The organism is Nocardia flavorosea NBRC 108225 (genome assembly GCF_001613385.1).
GTDB lineage: Bacteria > Actinomycetota > Actinomycetes > Mycobacteriales > Mycobacteriaceae > Nocardia > Nocardia flavorosea.
The window spans coordinates 157,350-183,526 of sequence record NZ_BDCG01000019.1; the positions used below are offsets into that span (position 1 = coordinate 157,350).

Sequence of the window (26,177 nt, forward strand, 5' to 3'; positions counted from 1 at the left end):
CAGTTCTCACCGAGGAGTGAAAATGAGGAAATCGATCGACGAACTGGTCGATGTCGATATCGAGGGCACCGTCGCCCGGGAGATATTCGTCGACGACGAACTGTTCGAACAGGAACTCGAGCATATTTTCGGACGAGCCTGGCTTTTCGTCGGGCATATCGGCCTGGTACCGAACCCGAACGACTATTTCCAATCCCGGATGGGGACCGACCCGGTGATCCTGACTCGGGACAAGGCGGGCGGTATCCACGTACTGCTCAACACCTGTACGCACCGCGGGATGAAACTGTGCCGATCGGATCAGGGAAATACCCGTACCTTCACCTGCCCGTATCACGGCTGGAGTTTCTCCACGGACGGCCGGCTGGTTTCCCGGCCGGGCGGCCTCTACGGTGTGCCGGGTTACGAGAAGAACTACCACTCCGAGCTCGACAAGGAGAAATGGGGCCTCATCCCCGTTCCGCGAGTAGAGACCTACAAAGGCACCGTATGGGCTTCGTGGGATATCGAAGCGCCCTCGCTGCTCGACTATCTCGGTGATATGAGGCTGTACCTGGATTACGCCCTGGACTACCGTGACGGCCGGCCCGACGGCGCCGAGGTGATCGGCGGCGTGCAGAAATGGCGGGTGAAGGCCAATTGGAAAATGATCCCGGAGAACTTCATCGGCGACCTCTACCACGATGTGAGCCACCGGTCGGTGGATTCGGTGGGTATCGGGCCCAGCGGTAAGGGGCGGCGTGACAAATTCGGCAACCGGGTCACCCTGTGCTTTCCGCAGCACGGGCACGGGGTGATCGGGCAACTACCGTTCTACGAGGAGTACGAGGGCGTCTCCGGTACCTGGGGCGATGATGCCGAGACTCGCGAATACCACGAGCGCATCCACCACAGCCGGGTGGAACGCTTCGGTGACCGGATGCGCGTCTCGATGAGCGTGGGCACCATCTTTCCGAGTATGTCTTTCCACGGTCGGCAGCCGCGGACGATTGCCTGGGTGCATCCGCTGAGCGCCACCGAAACCGAGATGTGGCGGATCTTCCTGGTCGACCGGGACGCGCCGGACAGTGTGAAAGACCAGGCCCGCCGCTACTACATGCGGTACTCCGGGCCGGGCGGACTGACCGAATCCGACGATATGGAGAACTGGTCGTATGCCACTCGCGCGAGTACGGGCTGGCGCTCCCGGCAATTGCAGTTCAACTATCAGATGGGCCTGGGCCATGCGCGACCCGTTCCCGAACTGGCGCACGCCGTGGAGAACGGCGAGTACAACGAGGAAAACGCACGCGCCTTCTACCGGCGCTGGGCACAGTTCATGAACGCGGACTCGTGGAAAGAGATACCGATGCCCGTTGGCATCGGTAACCGGGCGAGTACACACCGCGAGGTCCGACAGTGACGAGCAGCATGGCAGGACTCGGTAACCAGTCCTATCTCGAGCTGGTCCGGGAGGTCGAGGACCTCTACTACCACGAAGCGGATCTACTCGACGATCGCGAATTCGAGACCTGGCTCGAACTGCTCGACGACGACCTCGTGTACTGGATGCCGCTGGCGCGCAATGTATCGAGCCGCGAGCAGGGCGCCCTGAGCCAACAGGGCACCGAAATGGCGTGGTTCGACGAAGACAAGCAGACACTGCGCAAACGAGTCGCGCAGTTGCGCACCGGTATGCACTGGGCAGAAGAGCCGATCTCCCGGGTGACTCGGGTGGTCACCAACCTTCGTATCGCAGAACATGATCCGGACCGCGGCGAGATTGTGGTGCGCTCCAAGTTCCTGCTCTACCAGAACCGCCAAGAGGACGAGGTCAACCTGTTCGCCGGGAAACGGCGTGATACCTGGCGTCGCCGCGCCGCCGGTGACTGGGGCCTGCGCCGACGGGAGATCCTGCTGGATCAGAACGTGCTGTTGGCCAAATCGCTGACGGTGTTCTTCTGATGACGGGCGGAAACGGAACAGTCGTCGTCGGCGGCGGACAGGCCGGTGCGGAAGTGGTCTTCGCCCTGCGGGCGGCCGGATACCACCGGCCGATCACATTGCTGTGTGGGGAGCCGCATCTGCCCTATGAGCGCCCGCCGCTGTCCAAAGGCGTTCTCACCGGCGAAACGGACCCGGCGCGACTGTTGATTCGCGCCGCACGAGCGTACGCCGGGAAAGACATCGACATCCGGCTGGATACGCGAGTGGTTCGGGTCGACCGCCGGACACGCACCGTGCACACCGAATCCGGAGACAGTCTGCCGTTCGACTCACTTATCCTGGCGACAGGCGCCGACGCGATCCGGCCGCCGTGGTCCGGTACCGGACGGGTACACACCATCCGCACCCTCGACGACGTCCGTGCCGTACGGCCCGGCGTAGGTGACCGCGTGGCCGTGATCGGTGGAGGTTTCCTCGGACTCGAGGTCGCCAGTTCACTATCGGCGCTGGTGGCCTCGGTGACGGTGGTGGAGTCGGCCGGGCGGGTTCTGCCGGGCCGGGTCTCCGAATTCACCGCCGGCCGCATCCGCGGACTACACGAACAGCGCGGAATCCGCTTCGTCCTGGGGGCCCGGGTCGGCCGGATCTTCACCACCACCGCGCCCGTGGTGGAACTCGGTGACGGCCGTCGCGTCGAGGCCGATTGGGTCGTGCTGTCGATCGGCGCCGCGCCGCGTGACGAACTCGCCCGCGACTGCGGGCTGGCCACCGCGCGCGGGATCCTGGTCGACACCTGCTGCCGGACCTCCGACCCCGATATCTACGCGATCGGCGATGTGGCGGTGGCGCCCGCCACGGGCGGCACAGTGACTGGGATCGAATCCGTCGCCAGCGCGCTGAGCCAGGCACGGATCGCCGCCGCCACGATCACCGGAACCCCGGCGCCCGCGCCGCGACCCGAAACGTTCTGGTCGGAGCAGTTCGGAACGCAACTCCGGATCGCCGGCGTGGTGGACGCGGGCGGCGAGGTCACCGACAGCGTTACCGAATTCGGCGACGGGGGATTCGTGGTGCGGCGAACCCGCGACGGAGCGCTCGTCGCGGTCGAAACCTTCGGCAACCCGAAGGAATTCGCGCTCGGTCTGCGAGAACTGACCACAACTACGACCGGCAGGTGATTCGAATGAAGATCGTATTCAACTACAAGACCGGCGCGCCTTCGGTTTCGCTCGATATCGACGAGGGACTGACGGTGATGGAGGGCGCCCGGCAAGAAGGCGTAGAAGGGATCCTCGCCGAATGCGGCGGTGGTGCCATCTGCGGGACCTGTCATGTGATCGTCGACAGCCAATGGTTCAACAAGTGCGGACCGCTGGACCCCACCGAGGAAGTGCTGCTCGGGCTGAGCCCGGAACGCGAGTCGACCAGCCGCCTCGCCTGCCAGATCGAAGCATGCCCCGAACTCGACGGAATCACCGTCACCGTGCCGGAAGCCCAGATGTGACCGGTACCGGAATTGTTATCGCCCGACACGTCCAGGAGAAGAAGATGACCAGCAAGTCCCAGGTTCTGGTATCGGCCCCGCTCGCCGCGGATCTGCTCGCGCGGATCGAAGCCGAATACGACGTGATCCAGCTGCCTTCGGCGAATGTCCTCACCGCCGAGACCGCGGGTGAGTACGCGGACGTCGTCGGATGGCTCACCACGGTGAAGCAGCCGGTGAACGCGGGTATTCTCGCCGAACTCCCGGCCGTGCGGACGGTGTCCAACTATGCCGTCGGCTACGACAACATCGATGTAGCGGCGGCCACCGACCGTGGCGTCAGTGTCTGTAACACCCCGGGAGTGCTCGACGACGCGGTGGCAGCGTTGACGGTCGGGGCAATCCTGAACACGGTCCGCGGCCTGTCCCGCGCCGAACGGTTCGTGCGCAGCGGACAGTGGGTACCGGGCACGGCGTTTCCGCTCACCACCGATGTGCACGGCAAGACACTCGGCATCTTCGGTATGGGCCGGATCGGCAAACGGGTGGCTCCGGTGATGGCGGCGCTGGGTATGCGGGTGATCTACCACAACCGCACCCCGATCGAAGGCGAGGTGCCCGCGGGTGCGAAATATGTCGGGCGGACCGAACTGCTGGCCGAAGCCGATGTGGTGCTGCTGATGGTACCGCTCTCCCCGGCCACCGAAGGTTTTCTCGGTGCCGCCGATTTCGCGGCCATGAAGGACACCGCCTACTTCGTCAACCCGGCCCGTGGCGCGCTCGTCGACGAGGCGGCCTTGGTCGAGGCGCTGCGCAGCGGCAGTATCGCGGGCGCCGCGCTGGATGTGATGACCGTGGAGCCGTTGCCTGCCGACAGCCCGCTGCTCGAACTCGACAACGTCACCCTGCTGCCGCATATCGGCAGCGCCACGGTAGAAACCCGGCGCGCGATGGCCGAACTCGCGGTGGGCAACCTGCTCGATTCCTTGGCAGGTCGGGCGCCGAAGGGTGCGGTGAACGAGCTGCGGACCGAGGCATCGCTATGAGCCCCGAAATATCGCCGCCAGATCCCCGTGGGATCGACAACAATCTCACGCACTACGGTGACCGCGGCTTCGCCGCATACCTGCGGCGTAGCTTCACCAAGTCCATGGGATACACCGAGAACAGCCTGGCCCGGCCGACGGTCGGCATCGTCACCTCGGAGAGCGGTTTCAACAACTGTCACCGGCAGATGCCGGAGCTGGTACGTGCGGTCGAACGTGGAGTGCTGCTCGCGGGCGGGCTGCCGGTCGCCTTTCCGACCATCTCGCTCGGTGAGCCATTCCTGTACCCCACCTCGATGAAGTTCCGGAACCTGATGGCGATGGATGTCGAGGAGATGATCCGGGCACAGCCGGTGGACTCGGTGGTCTTGGTGGGTGGTTGCGACAAAACTGTGCCGGCTCAGCTGATGGGTGTTTTCTCGGTGGACAAACCCGCGGTGCAGCTGGTCACCGGGCCCATGATGACCGGTAGCTATCACGGTGAACGGCTGGGCGCGTGTACCGACTGCCGGCGCTTCTGGGGCTGGTACCGGGCCGGGGAGGTAAGCACCGAGCAGATCGCCGCGGTGGAGGGCAATCTGGCCACCACCTCCGGCACCTGCGCGGTGATGGGCACCGCCAGCACCATGGCGTGCCTCGCCGAAGCGCTCGGGGTATCGCTGCCGGGAACCGCCGCGATTCCCAATGTGCATGCCGACCGGCTGCGCGCCGGCGAGAACAGCGGAGCACTCGCCGTCGAACTCGCCCGCACCGGCGTGCCACCGAGCGCGGTGGTGACCGGGGAGGCGGTGACCAACGCATTGCGGGTGCTGCTGGCGATCGGCGGATCCACCAACGCGGTGATCCATCTGACGGCCATGGCGCGCCGCCTCGGTCTCGCAGTCGGGGCGAGCGAACTGAACGAGCTCAGCGATAGCACCCCGGTTCTGGTGGATCTCAAACCCTCCGGTGAGCATTACATGGAGGATTTCCACCGCGCCGGCGGTGTTCCGGCGGTGATCCGGGAACTCGGCGAACTCATGAACCTCGACTGCCCTACTGTCACCGGCCGGACCTGGCGTGAAATCCTCGCCGAGACCGACCCCTGGCGCGACGACACGGTGGTCCGGCCCCTGCGTGCGCCGGTGTCGGCTGTCGGCGGAATTGTTTCGCTTTCCGGCAATCTCGCCCCGGCGGGAGCGATTCTCAAGCGCTCGGCGGCCGACCCGCGGCTGTTCGAATCGGAGGGTCGGGCGGTGGTGTTCGAATCGCTGGCCGATCTCGCCGAGCGGATCGATGCACCCGATCTCGATGTGGAACCCGGGGATTTTCTGGTGCTCAAGAACGCGGGTCCGGTGGCCGAGGCGATGCCGGAGGCAGGCTATATCCCGATTCCGAAGGTGCTCGCGGAGCAGGGCGTCAAGGATATGGTCCGGATGTCGGATGCCCGAATGAGCGGGACCGCCTACGGCACGATCGTGCTGCACATCGCCCCGGAAGCCGCCGTCGGTGGGCCGCTCGCGTTGGTCCGCAACGGCGACCGTATCCGCCTCTCGGTGCGCGACCGGTCCCTGGAACTGCTGGTGAGCGCCGACGAACTGGAACAGCGCCGGGAGCAGTGGGTGCCGCCGAGCCCGGCGGCGCCCGAACGCGGCTACTCGCGGCTTTATCGTGACCACGTCCTACAGGCCGACGAGGGCTGCGATTTCGACTTCTGTCAACCCGTGACCGCGGAGGTGTGAGGTGGGTGCACCGCGGCGGATAGTCGTGGGTATTTCCGGAGCCTCGGGCGCGGTATTCGGGATCCGCGCACTGGAACTCTTGCGTGTGGCCGAAATCGAATCCCATTTGGTGATCAGCCGGAGCGGTAGGGCGACGATCGGCCAGGAAACCGATTACACCGTGGCCGAGGTGCTCGCCCTCGCCACGCACACCCACTCCGACAACGATCTCGGCGCCGCGATCTCGAGTGGCTCGTTCCGGACCGACGGGATGCTGGTGGCGCCGTGCAGCGTGAAAACGCTGTCCGGGATAGCGAATTCCTATGACGAGAACCTGCTGGTGCGGGCGGCCGACGTTACCCTCAAGGAACGGCGGCGCCTGGTACTGCTGCTCCGCGAGACACCGCTACACGCCGGGCATATTCGCTTGATGGGCCAGGCCGCCGAAGCGGGCGCGATCATCATGCCGCCCCTGCCCGCCTTCTACACCCGGCCGCAATCGGTGGCCGACATCATCGACCACAGTGTCATGCGCGCGCTGGATCTGCTCGATATCCGCACCGAAGCCGACGCGGGCTGGTCCGGTTGGCAGAGCTACGACCACCGAGAGCCGCTTCTGCGGGAGCGTATCGGCCCAACGGTCGTGAACGAGGCTCTGTGATGGCGAAAACGCCGCCGGCCGGCAGCACCGATCTTCACCCGATACCAGCGCGATTGCCGCGCGGAATTCTCCAGGAGGAACAGTGGGGGAACTGACCGACCGCGTCGTCATAGTCACCGGCGCGACCGTGCATCTCGGCCGCGCCTACGCCAATGCGCTCGCCGAGCGCGGCGCAGCGGTCGTGGTGGCCGACCTCTCGGGCAGCGCCGCGGTGGCTGGCGAGATCCGGCGCGCGGGCGGAACGGCGATCGGCGCCGATATCGACCTCCGCGAACCGCGCACTCTCGAAGCGATGGCCGAACGCGCCTGGACGGAGTTCGGCGCGGTGCACGCGCTGGTGAACAACGCGGGATATTTCCGGACCATGTTCCGCGGCCCGTTCGAATCCATCCCGGACGACGATTGGGACCGCTGCTTCGAGGTCAATGTGAAGGGCACCTGGTACGCGATCCGGGCGGTGGCGCCGTGGCTGCGGCGCTCCGGGGGCGGCAGTGTTGTGAACATCTCCTCGGCCACCGCCTTCAAAGGGCTCGGGAGCGTGGTGCACTACGCGGCGGCCAAGGCGGCGATCGCCGGGATGACCCGGTCGCTCGCCCGGGAACTGGGCGCCGACGGAATTCGGGTGAATGCCGTGGCACCGGACTACGTACCCGACGACGACCTGCACAGCCGCAGCCCGGCGGCCCGGGACCGTGCCGTGGCGAACCGCTGTCTGGTTCGGGAACAGACGGCCGCGGATTTGGTGGGCACCGTCGCCTATCTCGTCGGCGGCGGGTCCGCCTTCGTCACCGGCCAGACCCTCCACGTCAACGGTGGGTCGTACTTCGGATGACCGTCCGGCTCTCTCGCCTCACGCGCCGATTCCGGCACATTCCCAGGAGAACGACATGATGAACTTCGCGCATATAGACGGCATCGTCGTCAGCACTGACCACTGGATCGATGGCGAGCGAGTGTCCTCGGCACGCCGGTTCGACGACCACTCTCCGATCGACGGCGGCCTGCTGGCGCGGGTCTCCCGCGGCGGCGCGGCGGAAGCCGACCTGGCACTTTCGGCCGCGACCAAGGCCTTTCCGGAATGGCGGGATACCCCGATCGAGCGGCGCGCGGCCATCCTTCGGCGGATGCACGACCTGATCGTCGAGCGCGCCGAGGATTTCGCGCAGGTGGAAACCGCCGACCAGGGCGGCCTGTTGTCGTATTACACCGGCGAACGGGGGATCCGGCGTTCGGCGTCGAATTTCTCCGCCTTCGCGGATATGTTGCTCGAGCGTACCGACCCAGCGTTCACCGGCGACGGCTACCGCAGCAGGGTCAGTATCACCGGAACCGGGCCGGTCGTGCTGGTAAACCCATGGAACGGTCCGCTGCTGCTGGAATCGTGGAAGGTCGCTCCGGCACTGGCCGCTGGGAACACGGTCGTGCTCAAACCCTCGGAGTGGACCCCGCTGACCGCGTCGATGCTCGCGGATATCTCGGCTGCGGCCGGGCTGCCGCCGGGTGTGTTGAACGTGGTCCAGGGGCTGGGCGAAGAAGTGGGTGCCCTGCTGGTGGCGGACCCGCGGGTGCGGCGGATCAGCTTCACCGGTTCGGTCCCCACGGCTCGTGCCATCGCGACCGCGGCAGCGCACAATCTCACTCCGTGCTCGTTCGAACTCGGCGGGAAATCGCCGTTCGTCGTCTTCGCCGATGCCGACCTCGACGCCGCGGTGCGCACGGCCAGGCGGCAGTTCTCGAACGCGGGACAGGTCTGCCTGATCGGCAGCCGTTTGCTGCTTGCCGAGGAGATCTACGGGGAATTCCTCGACCGTTTCACCGCGGCGATGGATGGTTTCACCGTCGGTGATCCCCGTGATACGGATACCGATATGGGTCCGTTGATCCATCACGAACAGTTCCAACGGGTCGACGGATTCGTGCAGCGTGCACTTAGCGACGGCGCGCGTGCGGTGTTCGGCGGCGGTCCGCTGCGCGACGACGGCAGCCTCTACTACCGGCCGACTCTGCTCGTGGATATGGAACCCGGCGCGGAGATCGTCACTGAGGAGGTGTTCGGGCCGGTGCTCACCGCGCAACCGTTCGCCTCCGAAGAAGAGGCGATAGCGATGGCGAACGGTACCCGTTACGGGCTCACCGCCACACTGTTCACCGATGACGAGGTACGTGCCCAGCGGGTCGCGGAACGCTTGAACGCGGGCACGGTGTGGGTCAACTGCTTCTGGATCCGCGATCTGCGGGCCCCCTTCGGCGGCACCGGGGAATCGGGTGTGGGCCGCGAGGGTGGCGAATGGAGTTTCGACTTCTACTCCGAGGTGAAGAACACAGTGACCGGTGAGTGAGGCCCGACCGCGGCCCCCTCTTCACGTCAAAGACCGCGGGAGCGGACCATACGGTCCGCTCCCGCGGTCTTTCTGTTCGGTTCCAGGCTCAGGCGACTGGAGTGGGCTCCGAGGTCAGCGTCTTTTCCGATTCGCCTTCCTTGCGGTTGCGGCGGATGCTGGAGACCACCGCGGCGCCGATGAACGCGACACCGATGAGGCCGGTGACGATCTCGTTGACGTGCACGCCGATCGAGACCATCAGGATCAGTGCCAGTGCGCCGATCGCCCAGTGGGCGCCGTGCTCGAGGAAAACGTACTCACTCAGTGTGCCCTTACGGACGAGGTAGATCGTGATCGACCGGACGAACATCGCGCCGATGAGGCCCAGGCCCAGGGCGATGATGATCGGATCCGAGGTGATGGCGAACGCGCCGATCACACCGTCGAACGAGAACGAGGCGTCGAGGACTTCCAGGTAGAGGAATAGGAAGAATCCTGCCTTGCCGGTTGCCTTCGCGAGGGTGGAAGGGCCGCCTGCGGCTCCTTCGGCGTGCTCTTCGACGTGGAACATGTTGCCGAGCCCGTTGACGGCGATGTAGACGACCATGCCGATCAAGCCGGCCAGTAGCACGGTGGAGCGGTCGTCGCTGTCGGCGAGGAACTCGGCCACCAGGATCAGGCCGATACCGGCGATCACCACGGCGGCCATCTCGAGTTTGCCGACCTTGGCCAGCGGGCGTTCCAGCCACGACAACCAGGTCAGTTCGCGTTCGGCGAGGATGAAGTTCAGGAACAGCATCGCCAGGAACATGCCGCCGAACGCCGCGATCTGCGGATGCGCGTCGGTGAGCAGGGTCTCGTAGCTGGGGCTGCCGTCGGGGAAGAACTCCGCGTCGTTCGCCGGCGGGTTGAGGGCCAGGTCGAATGCTTGGACGGGGTTCAGGCCTGCGGTCACCCAGACAATCGCCAGCGGAAAGATCAGCCGCATTCCGAAGACGGCGATCAGGATGCCGATGGTGAGGAAGATCTTCTGCCAGAACTCACTCATCTTTTCCAAGATGGTGGCGTTGATCACGGCATTGTCGAACGAGAGCGAGATCTCGAGGATGGCAAGGAGGATGCACAGTACCAGCGCGGTGGGGCCGCCGTAGAGGAACGCCACCCCCAGCGACAGCACTGTTACGACTAGGGATAAACCGAATATTCGCAGGACCACGCTGGGACCTTTCGTGTGCGGTGGCCGGACTGCGGTCGGTATCCCGGCCGTGAACGAGAAACCTGTGTGGCGATGACGGTGGACTCGTGGTCACCGGCACTGCCGCCTGATCACCAGCGTTGCCGCCGACCGCCTATTTGTCCAATTTGTCCCTCCGTGCCGGTGGGGAGACCGAAAACGAGGGGGCCCGTTACCGGACCCCCTCACGCTACCCGGAGGTGCGGATCGTCAGACGTTGACACCGTAGTCGCGGGCGATACCGGCCAGGCCCGAGGCGTAGCCCTGCCCGATGGCACGGAACTTCCACTCGTCACCGTTGCGGTACAGCTCACCGAACACCATGGCGGTTTCGGTGGAGGCGTCCTCGGAGAGGTCGTAGCGGGCCAGTTCTTCGTTGTTCGCCTGGTTCACGACGCGGATGTAGGCGTTGCGGACCTGACCGAAGGACTGCTGGCGGCTGTCGGCTTCGTAGATCGAAACCGGGAAGAAGATGCTTTCGATGGACGGCGGGGTATTCGCCAGGTCGACGTTGATGACCTCGTCGTCGCCCTCGCCCTCACCGGTGGTGTTGTCGCCGATGTGCTCGATGCTGCCCTCGGGCGACTTCAGGTTGTTGAAGAACACGAAGTGCTTATCGGACACGACTTTCTTGTCGGCTCCGGTGGCGATCGCGCTGGCGTCGAGGTCGAAGTCCGTGCCCGTGGTGGTACGCACATCCCAGCCCAGGCCGACGGCTACCGCGGTGAGCCCCGGAGCCGCCTTGCTCAGCGAGACGTTGCCGCCCTTGGACAAACTGACACCCATGCGGGATTCCCTTTCGTAGTTGTCTGCGATTCCCAGCATGTCCGAAATCGCCGGGTACGAAAACGACAGTAGTGGTTTTCGGCGATCTTGCGTAGCGTCATGCGCCCATCCGGGCTCGGAAGCCCATTTGCACCTGCGGTATACGCCGTCGCTACGCCCGGGCCGGCGATCTCATACCATCGGGTCTGTGGCAGGCCGTAGGCGTGGATGGTTCCGGTCGGGGGAGGATCCGTGGTTCGAACGGGCGCGATCAGCGCTGACGGCGGCGTTCCTGGATATGGACCGCCGGCAATCGGCCGCGGATACGGCCACCATCGCCTCCGAGGAGATCTTCCCGGAACGGGAACTCGGCCGGCGCTGGGCGGCGGTACGGCAGCAGTGTTACGCCGCAGGTGAGGCCTATCTCGCCCTGACCGATGAGATCGGTCGGGCCGAGCAGTCCGGTGCCGGGATTGCGGGCCGGCAGGAGCGGCTGGACTCCGTGGTGCGGCAACTGCAGGCGGCGGCCCGCGAGGTGGACCGGTTCTATCACGGTGAGCGCGCCCGGCTCGACGAAGCGGTCGCGGTGCGTGGTGCGGTGCCGGAACTGGTCGCGCGCGTCACCGCCGAGGCGGCGCGGGTGCGCGGGCAGGCGGCGGAATCGGAATACGCCGGCTATCCGTCGGTGCGGGCCGCGGCCGCGCGCGTCGATGAGGCAATGGTCACACTGGAAGCCGTTCCGGCGGACGAACGCGGCCGGGTGCGTGCGACGGCGAACCAGTTGGACGCCGCGACAGCCGAGTTGTCGGAAGCTTTGGCCCAGGCGCCATCTCGGGCCGGTGCCGCGCGCAACGCGATCGCGTCGGTAACCACCAGGATCGCGGCAGTGCGCACCCGTGCACAACGTCTCGGGCCCGCGTACTCTGCCCTGTTGCGCGAGTTCAATGCTGCGAGTTCGGCCGACCTGACCGACAATGAGCGCGCAAGTGAGCGTCATATCACCGCTGCGGACAGTGCCCTCGCCGGCGCCCGCACCGCCGCGGCCGAGCACAACCCGGAGCTGGCCCTTGACCTGACCACAACTGCGCGCGGACATCTCGCCGACGCCGAACAACTCGTCGATGCCGTCACCAAACGGCTGACCGATTTGCGCACGGTCCGAGACGATCCGCGCCGACGCGCGGAGGCTGTGCGGTTCCGGCTCCGGGACGCGCAGATGCTGGCAGTTTCACGGGGATTGGTCGCCGAATGGGGTTCGGTACTGGACGCCCAGGTCGAGCGGATCGACCGGGTCACCGGATCGCTGACGGGGCGGCATCCCGATTATTGGGCGTATGTGAACGAACTCGACACCATCACCGAATTCATTGCCGGTGTGGTGGATCGAATGCGCAAACAACCAGGGCAAAATGGATGAGACGGGGGATCGATGACCGCAGCCATGGCCGTTCGGCAGGAAGTGTCCCTGTACAAACGGGTACCGCGCCGGCATTTCCGGCAGTTGCAGGGCCCCGATGCGCGGGCCCTGTTCCATCGGCAACCCGAACCGTTCGACGACCGTGCCGACCGGGAGATGCTGGCGTTGGCGCTGGGCGCCACCCTGTACATTCCGGCGACCCGCGATGACCTGACGGCCACGATCGTCCGGCGGGCCGGACGCGGCGTGTGTTCGATGGTGATCGACCTCGAGGACGCGGTCGCCGATCACGAGCTCGCCGCCGCCAAAGAGCAGACGGTGCGAACCCTGGACGAGCTCGCCGGCCACCGGGACCCGAGCCCGTTGCTGTTCGTCCGGGTACGCGACGCCGATACGGTGCCCGAAATCCTGGAACGGCTGGGGCCCGGGGCCGATGTGCTCACCGGTTTCGTCTTCCCCAAGTTCGACAGTGCATCGGCGCCGAAATATCTGGCGGCGCTGGCGTCGGCCGCGGCCGTGCGCCCCGAGCGGCCGCTCTACGGTATGCCCGTCCTGGAGTCCGCAGCGCTGGTGCACCGGCAGACCCGGGATTCCGAACTGAACCAGATCGCCGCGCTGCTGGACGAACACCGGGAACGGATTCTTGCGGTCCGGATCGGGGCGACCGATATGTGCGCGACCTTCGGAATCCGCCGCGACCGTGATCTCACCATCTACGACGTGCGGGTGATCGCCGATGTCATCGCCGATATCGTCAACTACCTCGGCCGCACGGACGGTACCGGTTTCGTGATCACCGGTCCGGTGTGGGAGTACTTCGCCGACCACGAGCGGATGTTCCGGCCGCTGCTGCGTACCGCGCCGTTCGAGGAATCCGATGCGGTGCCGTTCCGCAGCTACCTGGTGAGCCGCGATCTCGACGGCCTGCTCCGCGAGATAACCCTGGACCGCGCCAACGGAATCCAGGGCAAAACCGTTATCCATCCCTCGCATGTGGCGGCAGTCCATGCCTTGTCGGTGGTGACGCACGAGGAGTACACCGACGCCCTGGACATCCTCCAGGTGGAGGTCGGCGGGGTCGCTGCGTCCGGGTACCGGAACAAGATGAACGAGATGCGGCCACACCGTAGCTGGGCCCGGCACACACTGGCCCGGGCCCGGGTATTCGGGGTCGCGAAGAAAGGGGTGTCCTTCGTGGACCTGCTATCCGCGCTGGTCACATCATGAGCGAGTCGGGCCCGGAGAGCTATTGGGCCACCCGCATACTCGGAATCGAACTGCTCCATCGCGAATGTTTCCGCCACAGCGACCGGCCGGACGCCCTGCCGGAGCGGCCCGTGATCTCCGATCTGCTGCAGCCGGGGTTGCGCAAGAATCCGCGGCGGGCGCATTTGCTGGTGTCGACGGTGCTGGGTAAACACCTGCCGACCGATCCGCTGGTGGTGCGGGACGCGGGCGACCGGCTCGGTGATCTCGTACGCGGCGTACTCGGCGAACAGGATGCGGTGACACTCGGTTTCGCCGAGACCGCGACGGGTCTGGGGCACTGCGTGGCGACCCGGATCGATGCCGCCTGCTACCTGCATTCGACCCGGCGGGTGGTGCCGGGCGCGCGGACACTGACAGGTTTCGAAGAGGGGCATTCGCACGCCACCTCACATCTGCTGCAACCGATGCCGGGTGATGCTTTCACCGCGGGCCTGCCACTGGTGCTCGTGGACGACGAGATCTCCACCGGCAACACCGCGCTGGACGCGATCGCGGCACTGCACGAATTCGCGCCGCGAACCCACTATGTACTGGCCGCGCTGGTCGATATGCGTACCGAGGACGACCGGGCCCGGTTCGCCCGGATCGCGGCCGAACTGGGAGCCCGCATCGATACGGTCTGCCTCGCCACCGGTAGTGCGGTGCTGCCGGACGGGCTGGTCGGTGCGGTATCGGATCTGCCCGAAGCCGAACTCAATCCTGTGGCCGCGGTGCGGGGCGATTCCACCCGGCTGGACCTGCCCTGGCCGCAGGATGTGCCCGATGGTGGCCGGCACGGTTTCCTGCGCGCCGATCGTCCGGCGTTCGAACAGGCCGGCGCCGCCGCGGCGAAAATGCTGCGGGATCAGCTGATCACCGAGTACCCGGACCGGCCGGTGATCGTGCTCGCGCACGAAGAGCTGATGTATCTGCCGTTGTGTCTGGCGGTGACGCTGGCCGACGCCGGGATTCCGGTGCGGTATCAGACGACTACGCGTTCACCCGCCTACGTGCTGGACGAACCGGGTTACCCGCTCCGCCGCGGGTTCCGGTTCCTGGCACCGGAGCCCGGTGAGGAGCAGCCACGTTTCCTGTACAACGCCTCCTGGCCGGACACCCTGCCGGTGACCGGCGCCGACCCGGTGCTGGTGTTCGTGGTAGATACCCCAGGGGACAGTGCACAGCTGTACACACCCGGCGGGCTGGTGGACGTACTCACCGCGGCGGGCTCGGATGTGCTGGTGGCGGTGGTGCCGGGAGCCGATCCGGTAGCCCTCGAAGCGGCCCGGACCCAGGGTACCGGGGTGCAAAGTCCGGCTGCGACGGCGGAGGCGTGGGCGTCCGCGCGGCTCGAATCGGGTGTCCCCGCGCCGCCGGAACCGGAGGTGCATTCGCAGCCGGAATCGGAGGTGTCCGCGCGACCGGGTACCGAGGTGCCCGCACGACCGGAGCGACCGCAAGCGGGGGTCTGTTCGGGACAGGCAGCACACGTGCCTGCACGGCCGGAGCCGGCCAATGGACCCCGGCCGCTCTATGGCCCCGGATTCGGCTCGTATGCCCGTGACGATGTCGCGTGGCTGCTGAAAGATCTGTCCGCTGCCGAATTGGAGGCCGATCTGGCCTATCGCGAACAGCGGATCCAGGCCGGCCTCGCGCACTATGCCGAATCGCTGCCCATCGAGTATCAGCCCGATGCCGCCTACCGCGAGCTGTTCGACCGAGTTCTGGACGACAGCGCGCAACGGCTGGCGCTGGCGGTGGGGACGGTGGCCGAACTCGTAGTCGCCGAACGCGGTACCGGAATCGTGCTTGCCTCGTTGGCCCGCGCGGGTACCCCGATCGGGATCCTGATCCGCCGCTGGCTCGCCACCGGGCACGGGTCCCGGCCCGGCCTGGACATCCCGCACTACGCGGTTTCGATCGTGCGCGACCGCGGCATCGACACTGTCGCATTGGATTACCTGGCTGGACGCCACAACGCTGCCGATGTGGTGTTCGTCGACGGCTGGACCGGCAAGGGCGCGATCGCCAAGGAACTCACCGAGGCCCTGGACGCCTACCATGCAGCCGGCGGTGCGCGGTTCGACGCCGACCTCGCGGTACTCGCCGATCCCGGCCACTGTGTGCGCACCTACGGCACCCGCGACGATTTCCTCATCGCCTCGGCCTGCCTCAATTCCACGGTCTCGGGTCTGGTGTCGCGCACGGTGCTCAACCGGGACCTCATCGGTCCGGAAGATTTCCACGGGGCGAAGTTCTATGCCGATCTCGCCGCCGACGATGTCTCCGGCCGCCTCGTCGATACGGTCACCGCCGCCTTCGATTCGGTCCGCGACCGGGTAACCGAGCAGGTCGGCCACCTGCGGGCCGCCGACCGAACGCCGACCTGGGCCGGTTGGGCATCGGTGGAGCGGGTTCGTGCCGAATACGGCGTCGACAGCGTGAACTTTGTGAAACCGGGTGTCGGGGAGACGACCCGGGTGCTGTTACGACGGGTGCCGTGGCGGGTTCTGGTACGCGAACCCGATGCCGCCGAACACGCGCATATCCGGTTGCTGGCGCAGGCACGAGAGGTACCGGTGGAGGTCGTACCGGAGCTGGCTTATTCGTGTATGGGGCTGATCAAGGATGTGCGGCGCTAGATGATGTCTCCGAAACCGGTATTGGTGGCGACCGATCTGGATCGCACGATGATCTACTCGCGTAATGCCTCCGGGGCAAGCGAACCCGAAACGGTCTGCGTGGAATATCTCGACGGCGACCCGCTGTCGTATATGACCGTCGCCGCCGCCCGCGCGATGGCGGAGCTGGCGGCCGGGGCGGCGGTGCTGCCGACCACCACCCGCACCATCGCGCAATTCGGCCGGATCCGGCTCCCCGGTGCCCCGTGGCCGTTCGCGGTCACCAGCAACGGCGGAAACATACTGGTGGAGGGGTCGCCCGACGTCCGGTGGCGCCGGTCGGTCGATGCCGCGGTCCGGGCGGGGGGTGCCACTCTCGCCGAGATCGGTGCCGCCCTGCGCGATCGGATCGACGATTCGTGGGTGCTCAAATACCGCGAGGCCGACGACCTGTTCTGCTACCTGGTGGTCGATCTCGCCGCCACCCCGGCCGATTTCCTGGCCGAATGGGACAGCTGGTGCCGGCCGCGCGGCTGGTCGGCCTCGCGGCAGGGGCGAAAGATCTACACCATGCCGACGGCGGTGTGTAAGAGCAGGGCGGTGGCCGAGGTCCGTGACCGGCTGATCGCCACCGGCCGCCTCGACCCGTCGGCACCGATACTGGCCGCCGGTGACGGCGCGCTGGACGCGGAAATGCTGATGGCCGCCGATCGGGGGATCCGGCCGCGGCACGGTGAACTCGAAGAACTCGGCTGGGTCCACCCCGGTGTCAGCGTCACCTCGGCGACCGGAATTCTCGCCGGCGAGGAGATCGTCGATTGGTTCACCGCCGCCTTACCGGGCCGGGTCACCGAACCCACCGCTCAGATCTACGCCGACGTGTATGAGACGCGGCCGGGTGCGCTGGGCGAGGTCCGGGCGGCGATCAAGGAGCGTCCCACATAGGGATCGGTTGTGGGCCGACCCGGGCACCGAACTCACCGGCCCGTCGGATACCGCATCCGTTGCCGCCGGAGGGGGCACCACCTCGTCTCTGTCCGGGGCGTACGGACTGCCGGGTGTCGCCTGTGGTACCCGTCAGAGCATCCGGCGACGCGCTCGCGCCTCGGTACGGGCCCGGCGCAACGCGACCCGCGACCAGACCACGTCCTGCAACGCCAGCGTCGCCCAGCCGGCCAGTGCCATCCCCGCCAGGTTCACCATCAGCTGTAATGCGCTACCCCAGATCGCCGGCCAGGCGCCGAAAGCGAGGCCGAGTGCGATATTCCCGGCGGCGGGCACTGTCGTCACCGAGATGAAAACGCCCACGAGGGCGCCGGATTTGGCCGAAGTCAGCGAGAGCACCCCGGCTGCGGCCGCAATGAGCGCCACCACGAACGACCATTTGTCGGGGGTGTAGATGAACGCCGTCTCCGGGCGCTCTCCGGTGACCACATCGACGGTGATCCAGCCGAGCAGCCGAGCACCCACTGCAGCGGTGAACGCGAGGAGGATGGCTGCAACGAATCCGGCGAGCAGCGTGCCGGCCGCGCGACCGAGCAGTGCCGGTCGGCGCCGGACCAGTGCGACGCCGAGCGCGGCGATCGCACCGAACTCCGGGCCCAGCACCATGGCGCCGATCACCAGGATCTGGGAATCCACCACGATCGCGATACCGGCCAGGGTGGTGGCCAGGGTCATGAAACTCAGGTAGGTCCAGTTGAGTTCGGTTTCCTCATAGGACCGCTGCGTCACATCCGCCCACACCACCGAGTCCGCGCTGTAGCCCGGCGTCCGGAGCTCGGCCAGATATCCCGACAGCGACATCCAGGTGCGCACCGGCTCCAATTCGATACTGCCGTGATGGTGCAGGCCGGTGGCGCGCAGACGTCCGACGATATCGTTGGCGGCTTCCCGGGCCAGATCCGCCAGGATCACATCGCCGGCCGGGCGAATCGCGCTACCGCGCAACACCGCCAATCCGCTTACGGCATCGTCGGATTCGAGAACGCCCAGCACCTCGTCGGTCAGTTCGGCCGGTGACATGACCCGCAGATGCAGCATGGGCCCAAGTCTTCCCGGTCGGACAGGCATTGCCTACGCGGGCGAACCGGACACAGAGGGTGTGTCGCCGCGCGGGCTCAGGGGGTCAATGCCCCTGCTGACCTGCCAACTGCTGTGCGATCACACCCTGCAACCGCTGCAAACCGGGCACCGTGATTCCACTCTGCAACTGTCCCTCGATGGTGCGGATCAGGGCGGAGTCGCTGAGCACCTTCTCACTCGACTGGATCAGTACCGTGCCGGCGCCGGTGAAATCGAACTGCCGTTCCTCCCCGGAGTTGACGCCGAAGGCGGCCGCGCCCGCCGACAGGAAACCGGAAACCCACCGCTGGTCGTAATGATGGCTCGGCGACGGGCAGTCGGCCCAGCCGACCAGGGCTTCCGGATCCACCCGCAGCGGCGGTTCGGCGAAGATCACCGGACCGTTCGAGGAGGCCAGGAACTTGCCGGTGCCGATGAGGGTGAGGAAACCGGGGACAATCGACTGGTTCAGCGATAAGCCCGGTTCGAAGGCGAGCAGATTCGCAGCCCGGATGGTGAGGTTGCCGTCGTCGAGATCGTAGGAGTTGATGTCGTAACCACGGTCGCCGATCAGCAGTTTGCCCTGTCCCTCGGCGACCACATAGTCCCCGGTGAACAGCGGCGCCGAGAACTGATGCGCCACCATATGCAGTAGCTGGCCCTGCAGTCCGTGGGTGAGTGCCTGGAACCGCATCTGGCCGTAGTAGGCGATCATTGCGCCCTTGCGCATGAACCAGGGTTTGTTCAGGTCGATGCAGTAGGCGTAGCTGTTCCCGGGGATATTGTCGCTTTCCTCGAGAGTCATCGGGTTGAGGATCTCGCTCACGACTGCACCTCGCCGGCGCTCGGCTCCGTCGTGCGCGATGCGCGCTGTGTCGATGGTTCGCTCGCAAGCTCGCTCACAGTTTCTCCTCCGACGCCTGGACGTAAACGACGCCTTGTCCGGCGCACTGCAACTGCATTGCCTCCCCGGACCCGCGCCCCACGGCATCGCGCCAGCTCACCGCGGCCTTCAACTCGGTCTGCACGTTCCCGTAGGAGGCGATGAACGCCTGCGGGTCCACCACCACCGGGTTCGGGCCACCGATCGGTAATTCGAGATAGCCACCGTGGGCCAGCAGCACCGCGCTGCCGTGCCCGGAGAGCTGAGTGGTGAACATGCCCTGGCCCGTGAGCGCGCCGGAGGCCGCCCCGCGCAGCGCGCCCATGAGGCCGCCGCCCCCACCGCCGCCGCCGGAGCTCCCGACCGAAACCACCGAGGTCTGCAATCCCGCCGTATGGGCCAGCAGCCGCGACGCTTCGACCTGCAGCGTTGCCCCCGGCTGGATCGGCACGACATGAACCTCGAGTCCGGCGAATCCGTAATGCACCTGGCCGGTGCCCTGGGCGAACATGGTGCGCTGATGTTCCCCGGCCATCATCCGGCCGGCCATCCGCACCAGGCCACCGCCCCCGCCCATACCGGCGCCACCCGGAATTTCGTGCGGCGCGAAGGACACATCGCCGGTGTAGAACAGCATCCCGCCGGCCCGGGCGACCACACCTCCCGCCGCGCCGATATCGACCTTGACGACCTTGGAGTTGATTTGCTCGAACATGCCTACCGTTCCGCCGGTTGGATCGAGACCACGCCCTGCCCGTCCCACCGCAGTGAGAACGCCTCGCCACCGTCCTGCCCCATCATCGAGCGCCACGACACATCGGTGACGAACGACTGGTTGAGGTTGCCGCGGGCGGCGACGAACGCATCCGGGTCCACCACCAGCGGGAACTGCGGGGAGACCTCGAGATGGATGAGTGGTCCGCCCGCCGAGAGCAGGGCGACCTGCCCCTGCCCGCTGACCGTGGTGGTGAACAATCCCTGTCCGCTGGACGCCCCGCGGACCCCGGCGAAACGTACATCGGTGCGCAGATTCCCGGCGAAGGCCAATAGCTGCTGCGATTCGACCTGCAGGGTTTCGTTGTTCAGGTTCACCACGGATACGTACTGGCCGTTGACCGCCAGGAAGACCCGACCGTTACCGCCGCATTCCATCAGCGACAACTTCTCGCCCGTGGCGCGGCGTTTCATACCGGCGAGAACGCCGTCACCGCCGCCGAATCCCGCGGATTTGAACTGGACGGCGCCCTCGTAGGCGACCATCGAACCGGAGATCGCGCGAATACCGGAGTTCGCGAGGTGCGCCTCCACCACTTTCTTCGACTGCTCGAAGAGTTGTGCCATAAAGAATCGCCCGTCGTCGTCGCCGCCCCGAGCACCGTTCCCGTCCGGCGCCCGTCCATCGCCGCTACCCTAATCGTCGCGGTTCGATCGCGTCCATCCGTGCGGTCGGGCGGGCCGGGCCGAATATGTCCGACGGTGGCCTCGAACGGTCCGCGCCGTTGTCAACGATATTTGTGGTCGGCGTGTATCTCGTAGAGTGGCACGTACACGCACCGACAAGCGAAGGGTCTGACTTGTCCGCAACACTCGCCAAAGGCCAGAACGGTCCACTGGCCACTAATGACGTGGTGATTTCGATTCAATTGGCCGCTCCGGCCGATCTGTCCGCACTATTGGTCACCGAGCAGGGCAAAGTCCGGTCCGACGCCGATTTCGTGTTCTACAACCAGCCCAGCGGGCCAGGGGTGGACCTGCGGCCCGGACAGGCCGGTCAGCCGGCCGCGCTGGTCGTGAACCTCGCGGCGGTACCCGCCGATATCGCGCAGGTGCGAGCGGTGATCACTCTCGACGATCCGAATACCAATTTCGGTCAGTTCGCGCCGCCGGTCGCCTATGTCTCCGATCAGTCCGGAGCCCAGCTGTTCGAGTACCGGATCGACGGCCTGGCCAGCGAGTCGATCGTGATCGCGCTCGAACTGTATCGACGGCAGGGTGCTTGGAAGGTACGCGCGGTCGGCCAGGGCTACGCCGGTGGTTTCGCGGCGCTGGTCACCGACCACGGTGTCACGGTGGACGATTCGGCCGCGCAGACACAGGCCGCGCCCCCGCAGGCGGCGCCCGCCCCGCCGCCGCAGCCGGCGCCGGCGCCGACACCCCCGCAGGCCCCGATGCCTCCGCCGCAGGCCCCGATGCCTCCGCCGCAGGCCCCGCCTGCCTACCCGCCCCAGCAGCCGCCGCCCACCGCGCCCTATCCGCCGCAGGGCGGGGGCTATCCGCCGCCGCCCGGTCCGGGGTATCAGCAGCCGTCGGCGCCCGGCCCGGGCTATCAGCAGCCGTCGGCGCCGCCGCAGCAGCCGTCCGGCGAGATCAGCCTGAGCAAAACCGGTCCGGTGAGCCTGCAGAAGGGACAGCGGGTCAGCCTCCGCAAGGAAGACGGCGCCGCGCTCACCTTCGTGAAGATGGGCCTGGGCTGGGATCCGGTGCAGCAGCGCGGATTGTTCGGTAGCCGCACCGTGGATATCGACCTGGACGCCTCGGTGGTGATGTTCGCCGATATGAACCCCGTCGATGTGGCCTACTACGGTCAGCTCACCTCGAAGGACGGTTCGATCCGTCATCAGGGCGACAACCTCACCGGTGAGGGCGCCGGCGACGACGAGGTGATCCTGGTCGACCTCATGCGCATACCGGCGCATGTCAACAGCATGGTGTTCATCGTGACCTCTTATAAGGGCCACACCTTCGGCCAGGTACAGAATGCCTTCTGCCGGTTGATCGACGGCGCGAACAACGCCGAACTGGCGCGGTACTCGCTCACCGGCGGCACCCCGACCACGGCCATGGCCATGGCGAAGCTGTTCCGGGTCGGCACCGACTGGAAGATGCAGGCCATCGGTGAAGGCTTCAACGCCAAACACCCGGGCGAGGCCATTCCGCAGCTGGGCCGGTTCCTGCAGGCATGAGTGGTAGCGGGGGACAGGATATGAAGGTTTTGCAGGCGGGACAGAACATCGCCCTCGACGGCGGTGTGTCCCGCTTCCAGGTGCACGCGGCGGTGCCGCTGACCGTTTCGGCGCTGGTGGTGGCCACGGACCTACGGGTGAAAACGGCTGCGGATGTCCTTGTTCCGGAACGCCCTACGGGGCAGGGCGTGCAGATCGATGCGGCGGCCACCGCGGTGGTGGTCACTCTCGCGGAGGTGCGAGCCGACGCCCAGGCGGTGCTGTTGACCGCTTCGGCCCCCGGTGTGCCGGGCGTGGTCACCGCGCGTCTCTCCGAAAACGACACGCCGGTCGCCGAATTCGTGATCACCCCGCAGGCCGGGGAAACCGCGCTGATCTGCTTCGAACTGTATCGGCGCGGTACGGGTTGGAGACTGCGCGCGCTCGGGCAGGGATATGCGGGTGGTATCGCCGAGCTCCTGCGCGCGCACGGCGCCCAGGACTATGTGACAGCGGTACCGCCCGCGGCCGCCACTACCACCGTTGTCGGTGGTATGGACACCTCGGCTTCCGCCCCGCCCGCGCCCACCGAGGGGTCTCCGTTGGAGGTGGGTCACGGGCTGGAGCGACTGTGGATGATCTTCGAAGACGCCGCCCGATCGGCCGCCGCCCTCGAATCGGCCCGCGACTACGCGGCGCAACGGCTCGACCAGGAACTGTCCGCGGCGGTTTCGGATCCGGCGACCCGCAACACCCCCGCCGCCGATGCCGCACGCACGGCCGCACAGGGCCGCTACGACGAACTCACCGCCACCGCCGAGAACAGTCATCAGCGCGACAGTGCCCAACTGCAACGGGAACTCGCCGAGGCGGACGCGGTACTACCCGCCGCGCTGGCATCGTGGAATTCGCCGGCCTGGGATCACCCGGCGGCGCCTGCCGACGGCATCCGGCTCGGTGAGCTCTATGCGCTGGACCGCAGCGCACTGCGGATCCCGTACTGTGTGCCGGTCCCGCTGAACCGGCCGCTGTGGGTGGATACCGAATCGTCCGCCGCGGTGGCCCCGGTGATCGGCGCACTGTTGGCCCGCTTGCTACGGGCCGCGCCGGGCCGTCGCACGATCGTCGACATCATCGACCTCACCGGAGCGTTCACCGGTTTCACGGGAATGCTGGCGCCGGTACTGGCAGGACCACCGATCAACGATCACGCCGATATCTCGCCACGGCTGCAACAACTCGTGGACGCCGCCGAACTCGCCGAAATGGCGTACAACTCGGGGCAGGGCGTACCGCCGGCCGAGCATCGCATTCTGCTGGCGGCGGATTTCCCGCACGGCTACCAGTCTGCGGACGCGCAGCGCTTGGCCGCACTACTGGCGCGCGGCGACCTGATCGGGCTGTCCACCGTGATCGTCGGCACCGCCGAAACCGACTCCCACGACAACATGGTGGCCACGCTCTCCCGGGCCTGCCGGCATCTGCCGACGATCGCCGGAACCCCGCTGTTCGATCCGTGGACCAACAACGCCTGGCAGCTGGACCTGGACATGCTGCCGCACGAACCGGAACAACAGGCAAGGATCCTGCGCGCGAGCTGAACTGTCGGCATGTGGATTCGGCGGGGGAACTTTTCAGCGCCGCGCTGACCCCGGTAACCACCACTCGGTGTTCTCGGGTGGGGCCTGCGAGTGCCGCGCTGATCCGCGGCCGCTGGGACCGTTCAGTCCCGGGCGGGAGCCTGCGAAGTTCCCGATTTCGCTGGGAGAGTTGTGCGGAATGCGGATCGGCGCTGCGGCGCCTGAGCTCGCTGGGGTCCTGTTCAGGGCCGGCGCTGAGAACGATCGGGGATGCTCCCGCGCCGGGCGCGCCCTGCGTGGCGCCGCCGGCGCGGGAGCCCGGGCAGTGCTCAGCTCGGACAGCGGCGGTGCTGTCCGTCCGGGGCCGTGGAACTGTGTACGCGGTCCCGGAATCAGCCCAGGCGAGCGGGCGGCCGGGGCTCGAGCGGGTGTGCGTGGGGTACCGGCTGGGGTTCGGCCGACTTTCCCCGGCGTATTCGGCGGGGCGCTGCGGCGGCTCCCGTCCAATGGGTGTCCAGGGAGATTCGGGGGCGCAGGAACTGTGGGAGCCAGGGCAGTAGCGGATCGGGGGCTCGGTCGACCACCCCGCCGACGGGGTCGTCCAGGTAGTCGCGGCGCACCAGGTCTTCGTCCGGGCGGTAGATCTGGCGGATGATCAGCACGCACAACCCGATCACCGCGAGATCGCGCACGAGGACGGTGCCGGTGAACCATTGCTCGGGTAGGCCTTTCCGGTCGACGCCGAGGTAGTAGAACATGCGCGGCACCCAGACCAGGGCGTCGATCGTCATCCAGGTCAGCAGTAGGCGCCGATGCGGGAACGCCAGCACGGCGATCGGCACCAGCCACAACGAGTACTGCGGGCTCCACACCTTGTTGGTCAGCAGGAAGGCCGCGATCACCAGGAAACACAACTGCGCCAGGCGCGGGCGGCGCGGTGCGGTGAGACCGATATAGGCGATACCCAGACAGGTGGTCGCGAAAAGCAGCAACGACACCATGTTCAGGACGGCCGGTGCTTCACCGTGGCGCAGCACACCGTCGAAACCGTTCCAGTCGGTGAACGACATCACCACGTTGTAGAGCGAATCCGGGTCTGCGTGGCGGGTGGTGTTGAGCCGGAAGAACTCTCGCCAGCCCTCCGGGTACAGCCACGCAATCGGCAGATTCACCAGCCCCCAGGTCGCCAGCGCGCCACCGGCGGTCAATCCGGCGGCACCCAGCGGGCGGGTGCCCAGCAACCGGGTCCGGGCCGGAAGTTCGGTCAGCCAGGTGCCCAGGGAATCCGCATCGCGCACATCGCGTAACCGCATCGACAGCTGACCGCGCGGAGTGCGCTGCATCGGGTCGGCGCGCAGGCAGAGCACCAGGATCGGGCCCAGCAGCAGCAGCGGATACAGTTTCGCCGCACCGCCCAAACCCAGGAGGACGCCCGCCAGCAGGGGCCGGCGCCGGGCCCAGGCCAGCAGACCACCGGCGGCGAAGGCGGTGGCGAGGAAGTCGAAGTTGGTGAAGGCATGCACGATCACCAGGGGTGAACACGCCATCAGCGCGACATCCCAGATCCGGCGCCCGGCGAGCAGCGCGGTCGCCCAGATGGTCGCCAGCCAGGCCATCGACAAACCCAGCGCGACCACATTGAAGTACAGCACCACCTGCAATGCGCCGGGCAGCGGGCTTGCGTCCCACGTTTTGGCCACCAGCATCGAAACGTACTGGTACAGCCCGGAAAGCACCGGATACTCCATATGCCGGATCTCGGTACCGCCGCCCGGGGACTCCTCCACCCAGTACTTCTTGTACGGGAAGGCGCCCTCGTTGAGCCGTTCGGCACCGTAGAGCGGGACGGTATCGGAGTAGCACATGGCGGTGTACTGGCGGCCGTCGTTCCAGTCGAGTGACAGACCGCCGCCGGGGGTGGCGGTCTGCTGGATACAGCCGGCTTTGGCGAACCATCCGAAGGCCAGGAAGATCACCGTGAACGCCAGCAGCACCCGCACAGGAGTCCAGAAACGGGCACGGCCGATAAGCGCGTGATCGCCGACCGGACCGCCCACCACAGTGCACAGTTGGGCGGCCATCGAATCGTTGCGGCTCGGTTTGTCCCGGGCGTCGGCCGATCGCAGGTCGGGGGCGAGCGGTGCGGGCGAATCGTACCCGCGGCCGGCATCCTGGTGGGTCGGTCCGATTCCGGGCTGGTGCCCGTCGTCCGGCCCACCCACCAGTCGCTGCTCGCTCACGGCACCCGAGGTTACCTGTTGGCGGGGTCCGGCCCGGACCGAGCCG

22 protein-coding genes are annotated in these 26,177 nt (G+C 66.9%); 15 read left to right on the top strand and 7 right to left on the bottom strand.

The genetic code is table 11. The annotated features are described in order from the left end of the window. The first annotated feature begins 22 nt into the window (after window positions 1-22). The 9 genes from NFL01S_RS26010 to NFL01S_RS26050 all read left to right on the top strand — a co-directional run bounded on the left by NFL01S_RS26010 (window position 23) and on the right by NFL01S_RS26050 (window position 9,155). Entirely contained in the window at window positions 23-1,402 is a 1,380-nt protein-coding gene (locus tag NFL01S_RS26010) for an aromatic ring-hydroxylating oxygenase subunit alpha (RefSeq protein ID WP_062978926.1), read from the top strand. After that, entirely contained in the window at window positions 1,399-1,944 is a 546-nt protein-coding gene (locus NFL01S_RS26015; protein WP_245670885.1) for a 3-phenylpropionate/cinnamic acid dioxygenase subunit beta, read from the top strand. Before NFL01S_RS26010 ends, NFL01S_RS26015 begins: the two co-directional genes overlap by 4 nt. Further along, the gene (locus tag NFL01S_RS26020) at window positions 1,944-3,104 is read left to right on the top strand and encodes an NAD(P)/FAD-dependent oxidoreductase (RefSeq protein WP_062978927.1); all 1,161 of its coding nucleotides are present in this window, start codon (window positions 1,944-1,946) and stop codon (window positions 3,102-3,104) included. Before NFL01S_RS26015 ends, NFL01S_RS26020 begins: the two co-directional genes overlap by 1 nt. Window positions 3,105-3,109: 5 nt before the next feature. After that, the gene (locus NFL01S_RS26025; protein ID WP_062978928.1) at window positions 3,110-3,430 is read left to right on the top strand and encodes a 2Fe-2S iron-sulfur cluster-binding protein; all 321 of its coding nucleotides are present in this window, start codon (window positions 3,110-3,112) and stop codon (window positions 3,428-3,430) included. A 44-nt stretch (window positions 3,431-3,474) separates the two neighbouring features. Beyond that, entirely contained in the window at window positions 3,475-4,455 is a 981-nt protein-coding gene (locus tag NFL01S_RS26030; protein WP_062978995.1) for a 2-hydroxyacid dehydrogenase, read from the top strand. Then, complete coding sequence (locus tag NFL01S_RS26035) at window positions 4,452-6,176, top strand: dihydroxy-acid dehydratase (RefSeq protein ID WP_062978929.1); 1,725 nt, start codon at window positions 4,452-4,454, stop codon at window positions 6,174-6,176. The genes NFL01S_RS26030 and NFL01S_RS26035 overlap by 4 nt, the downstream gene beginning before the upstream one ends. A 25-nt stretch (window positions 6,177-6,201) precedes the next feature. Beyond that, on the top strand, window positions 6,202-6,816 hold the full coding sequence (locus NFL01S_RS26040) for a UbiX family flavin prenyltransferase (RefSeq protein ID WP_281181547.1): 615 nt from the start codon (window positions 6,202-6,204) through the stop codon (window positions 6,814-6,816). 82 nt (window positions 6,817-6,898) lie between these two features. Then, entirely contained in the window at window positions 6,899-7,648 is a 750-nt protein-coding gene (locus NFL01S_RS26045; RefSeq protein WP_062978931.1) for an SDR family NAD(P)-dependent oxidoreductase, read from the top strand. A 55-nt stretch (window positions 7,649-7,703) separates the two neighbouring features. After that, entirely contained in the window at window positions 7,704-9,155 is a 1,452-nt protein-coding gene (locus tag NFL01S_RS26050) for an aldehyde dehydrogenase (protein WP_062978932.1), read from the top strand. Between the two features lie 88 nt (window positions 9,156-9,243). Here NFL01S_RS26050 and NFL01S_RS26055 read toward each other — a convergent pair whose 3' ends face one another. Together NFL01S_RS26055 and NFL01S_RS26060 are read right to left on the bottom strand one after the other, a co-directional pair. Continuing rightward, window positions 9,244-10,353, bottom strand: a complete 1,110-nt coding sequence (locus NFL01S_RS26055; RefSeq protein ID WP_062978933.1) for a DUF475 domain-containing protein — start codon at window positions 10,351-10,353, stop codon at window positions 9,244-9,246. Window positions 10,354-10,581: 228 nt separating this feature from the next. Then, complete coding sequence (locus NFL01S_RS26060; RefSeq protein ID WP_062978996.1) at window positions 10,582-11,157, bottom strand: TerD family protein; 576 nt, start codon at window positions 11,155-11,157, stop codon at window positions 10,582-10,584. Between the two features lie 187 nt (window positions 11,158-11,344). Here NFL01S_RS26060 and NFL01S_RS26065 point away from each other — a divergent pair, with 187 nt between their 5' ends. The 4 genes from NFL01S_RS26065 to NFL01S_RS26080 are packed head-to-tail and all read left to right on the top strand — an operon-like array spanning window position 11,345 to window position 17,367. Beyond that, window positions 11,345-12,553 (top strand): coiled-coil domain-containing protein, encoded by a 1,209-nt coding sequence (locus NFL01S_RS26065; RefSeq protein ID WP_084493261.1) that lies wholly within the window; start codon window positions 11,345-11,347, stop codon window positions 12,551-12,553. Window positions 12,554-12,565: 12 nt separating this feature from the next. Further along, window positions 12,566-13,780 (top strand): HpcH/HpaI aldolase/citrate lyase family protein, encoded by a 1,215-nt coding sequence (locus NFL01S_RS26070; RefSeq protein ID WP_157116949.1) that lies wholly within the window; start codon window positions 12,566-12,568, stop codon window positions 13,778-13,780. Next, on the top strand, window positions 13,777-16,443 hold the full coding sequence (locus NFL01S_RS26075) for a phosphoribosyltransferase (protein ID WP_063916043.1): 2,667 nt from the start codon (window positions 13,777-13,779) through the stop codon (window positions 16,441-16,443). Before NFL01S_RS26070 ends, NFL01S_RS26075 begins: the two co-directional genes overlap by 4 nt. Further along, window positions 16,444-17,367, top strand: a complete 924-nt coding sequence (locus NFL01S_RS26080; protein ID WP_245670886.1) for an HAD family hydrolase — start codon at window positions 16,444-16,446, stop codon at window positions 17,365-17,367. It abuts the gene before it with no gap. A gap of 132 nt (window positions 17,368-17,499) precedes the next feature. On the opposite strand, the gene NFL01S_RS26085 is transcribed toward NFL01S_RS26080, so the two are convergent. From NFL01S_RS26085 to NFL01S_RS26100, 4 genes are all read right to left on the bottom strand, one after another. Then, window positions 17,500-18,465 carry a DUF389 domain-containing protein gene (locus NFL01S_RS26085; RefSeq protein WP_062978936.1) on the bottom strand — a complete coding sequence of 322 codons (966 nt, stop codon included), beginning with the start codon at window positions 18,463-18,465 and terminating at the stop codon, window positions 17,500-17,502. Window positions 18,466-18,550: 85 nt separating this feature from the next. After that, a complete protein-coding gene (locus NFL01S_RS26090) occupies window positions 18,551-19,312 on the bottom strand; it encodes an AIM24 family protein (RefSeq protein ID WP_062978937.1) in 762 nt (253 codons plus the stop codon). A 73-nt stretch (window positions 19,313-19,385) separates the two neighbouring features. Next, the gene (locus NFL01S_RS26095; RefSeq protein WP_062978938.1) at window positions 19,386-20,084 is read right to left on the bottom strand and encodes an AIM24 family protein; all 699 of its coding nucleotides are present in this window, start codon (window positions 20,082-20,084) and stop codon (window positions 19,386-19,388) included. 2 nt (window positions 20,085-20,086) lie between these two features. Further along, window positions 20,087-20,710, bottom strand: a complete 624-nt coding sequence (locus NFL01S_RS26100) for an AIM24 family protein (protein WP_062978939.1) — start codon at window positions 20,708-20,710, stop codon at window positions 20,087-20,089. A gap of 233 nt (window positions 20,711-20,943) precedes the next feature. On the opposite strand from NFL01S_RS26100, the gene NFL01S_RS26105 reads away from it, so the two are divergent. Further along, window positions 20,944-22,332 carry a TerD family protein gene (locus NFL01S_RS26105; RefSeq protein ID WP_062978940.1) on the top strand — a complete coding sequence of 463 codons (1,389 nt, stop codon included), beginning with the start codon at window positions 20,944-20,946 and terminating at the stop codon, window positions 22,330-22,332. Window positions 22,333-22,352: 20 nt separating this feature from the next. Next, window positions 22,353-23,912 (top strand): TerD family protein, encoded by a 1,560-nt coding sequence (locus NFL01S_RS26110; protein WP_062978941.1) that lies wholly within the window; start codon window positions 22,353-22,355, stop codon window positions 23,910-23,912. Between the two features lie 371 nt (window positions 23,913-24,283). On the opposite strand, the gene NFL01S_RS26115 is transcribed toward NFL01S_RS26110, so the two are convergent. Beyond that, window positions 24,284-26,080, bottom strand: coding sequence for a glycosyltransferase family 87 protein (locus tag NFL01S_RS26115; RefSeq protein ID WP_245670891.1), 1,797 nt, complete (start codon window positions 26,078-26,080; stop codon window positions 24,284-24,286). Window positions 26,081-26,177 lie beyond the last annotated feature (97 nt).

Bases quoted from the DNA above. Each gene is read 5' to 3' on its own strand.
- NFL01S_RS26010 (WP_062978926.1), top strand. From the start codon at position 23: ATGAGGAAATCGATCGACGAACTGGTCGATGTCGATATCGAGGGCACC.
- NFL01S_RS26020 (WP_062978927.1), top strand. From the start codon at position 1,944: ATGACGGGCGGAAACGGAACAGTCGTCGTCGGCGGCGGACAGGCCGGT.
- NFL01S_RS26025 (WP_062978928.1), top strand. From the start codon at position 3,110: ATGAAGATCGTATTCAACTACAAGACCGGCGCGCCTTCGGTTTCGCTC.
- NFL01S_RS26030 (WP_062978995.1), top strand. From the start codon at position 3,475: ATGACCAGCAAGTCCCAGGTTCTGGTATCGGCCCCGCTCGCCGCGGAT.
- NFL01S_RS26035 (WP_062978929.1), top strand. From the start codon at position 4,452: ATGAGCCCCGAAATATCGCCGCCAGATCCCCGTGGGATCGACAACAAT.
- NFL01S_RS26050 (WP_062978932.1), top strand. From the start codon at position 7,704: ATGATGAACTTCGCGCATATAGACGGCATCGTCGTCAGCACTGACCAC.
- NFL01S_RS26060 (WP_062978996.1), bottom strand. From the start codon at position 11,157: ATGGGTGTCAGTTTGTCCAAGGGCGGCAACGTCTCGCTGAGCAAGGCG.
- NFL01S_RS26070 (WP_157116949.1), top strand. From the start codon at position 12,566: ATGACCGCAGCCATGGCCGTTCGGCAGGAAGTGTCCCTGTACAAACGG.
- NFL01S_RS26075 (WP_063916043.1), top strand. From the start codon at position 13,777: ATGAGCGAGTCGGGCCCGGAGAGCTATTGGGCCACCCGCATACTCGGA.
- NFL01S_RS26080 (WP_245670886.1), top strand. From the start codon at position 16,444: ATGATGTCTCCGAAACCGGTATTGGTGGCGACCGATCTGGATCGCACG.
- NFL01S_RS26085 (WP_062978936.1), bottom strand. From the start codon at position 18,465: ATGCTGCATCTGCGGGTCATGTCACCGGCCGAACTGACCGACGAGGTG.
- NFL01S_RS26095 (WP_062978938.1), bottom strand. From the start codon at position 20,084: ATGTTCGAGCAAATCAACTCCAAGGTCGTCAAGGTCGATATCGGCGCG.
- NFL01S_RS26100 (WP_062978939.1), bottom strand. From the start codon at position 20,710: ATGGCACAACTCTTCGAGCAGTCGAAGAAAGTGGTGGAGGCGCACCTC.
- NFL01S_RS26110 (WP_062978941.1), top strand. From the start codon at position 22,353: ATGAAGGTTTTGCAGGCGGGACAGAACATCGCCCTCGACGGCGGTGTG.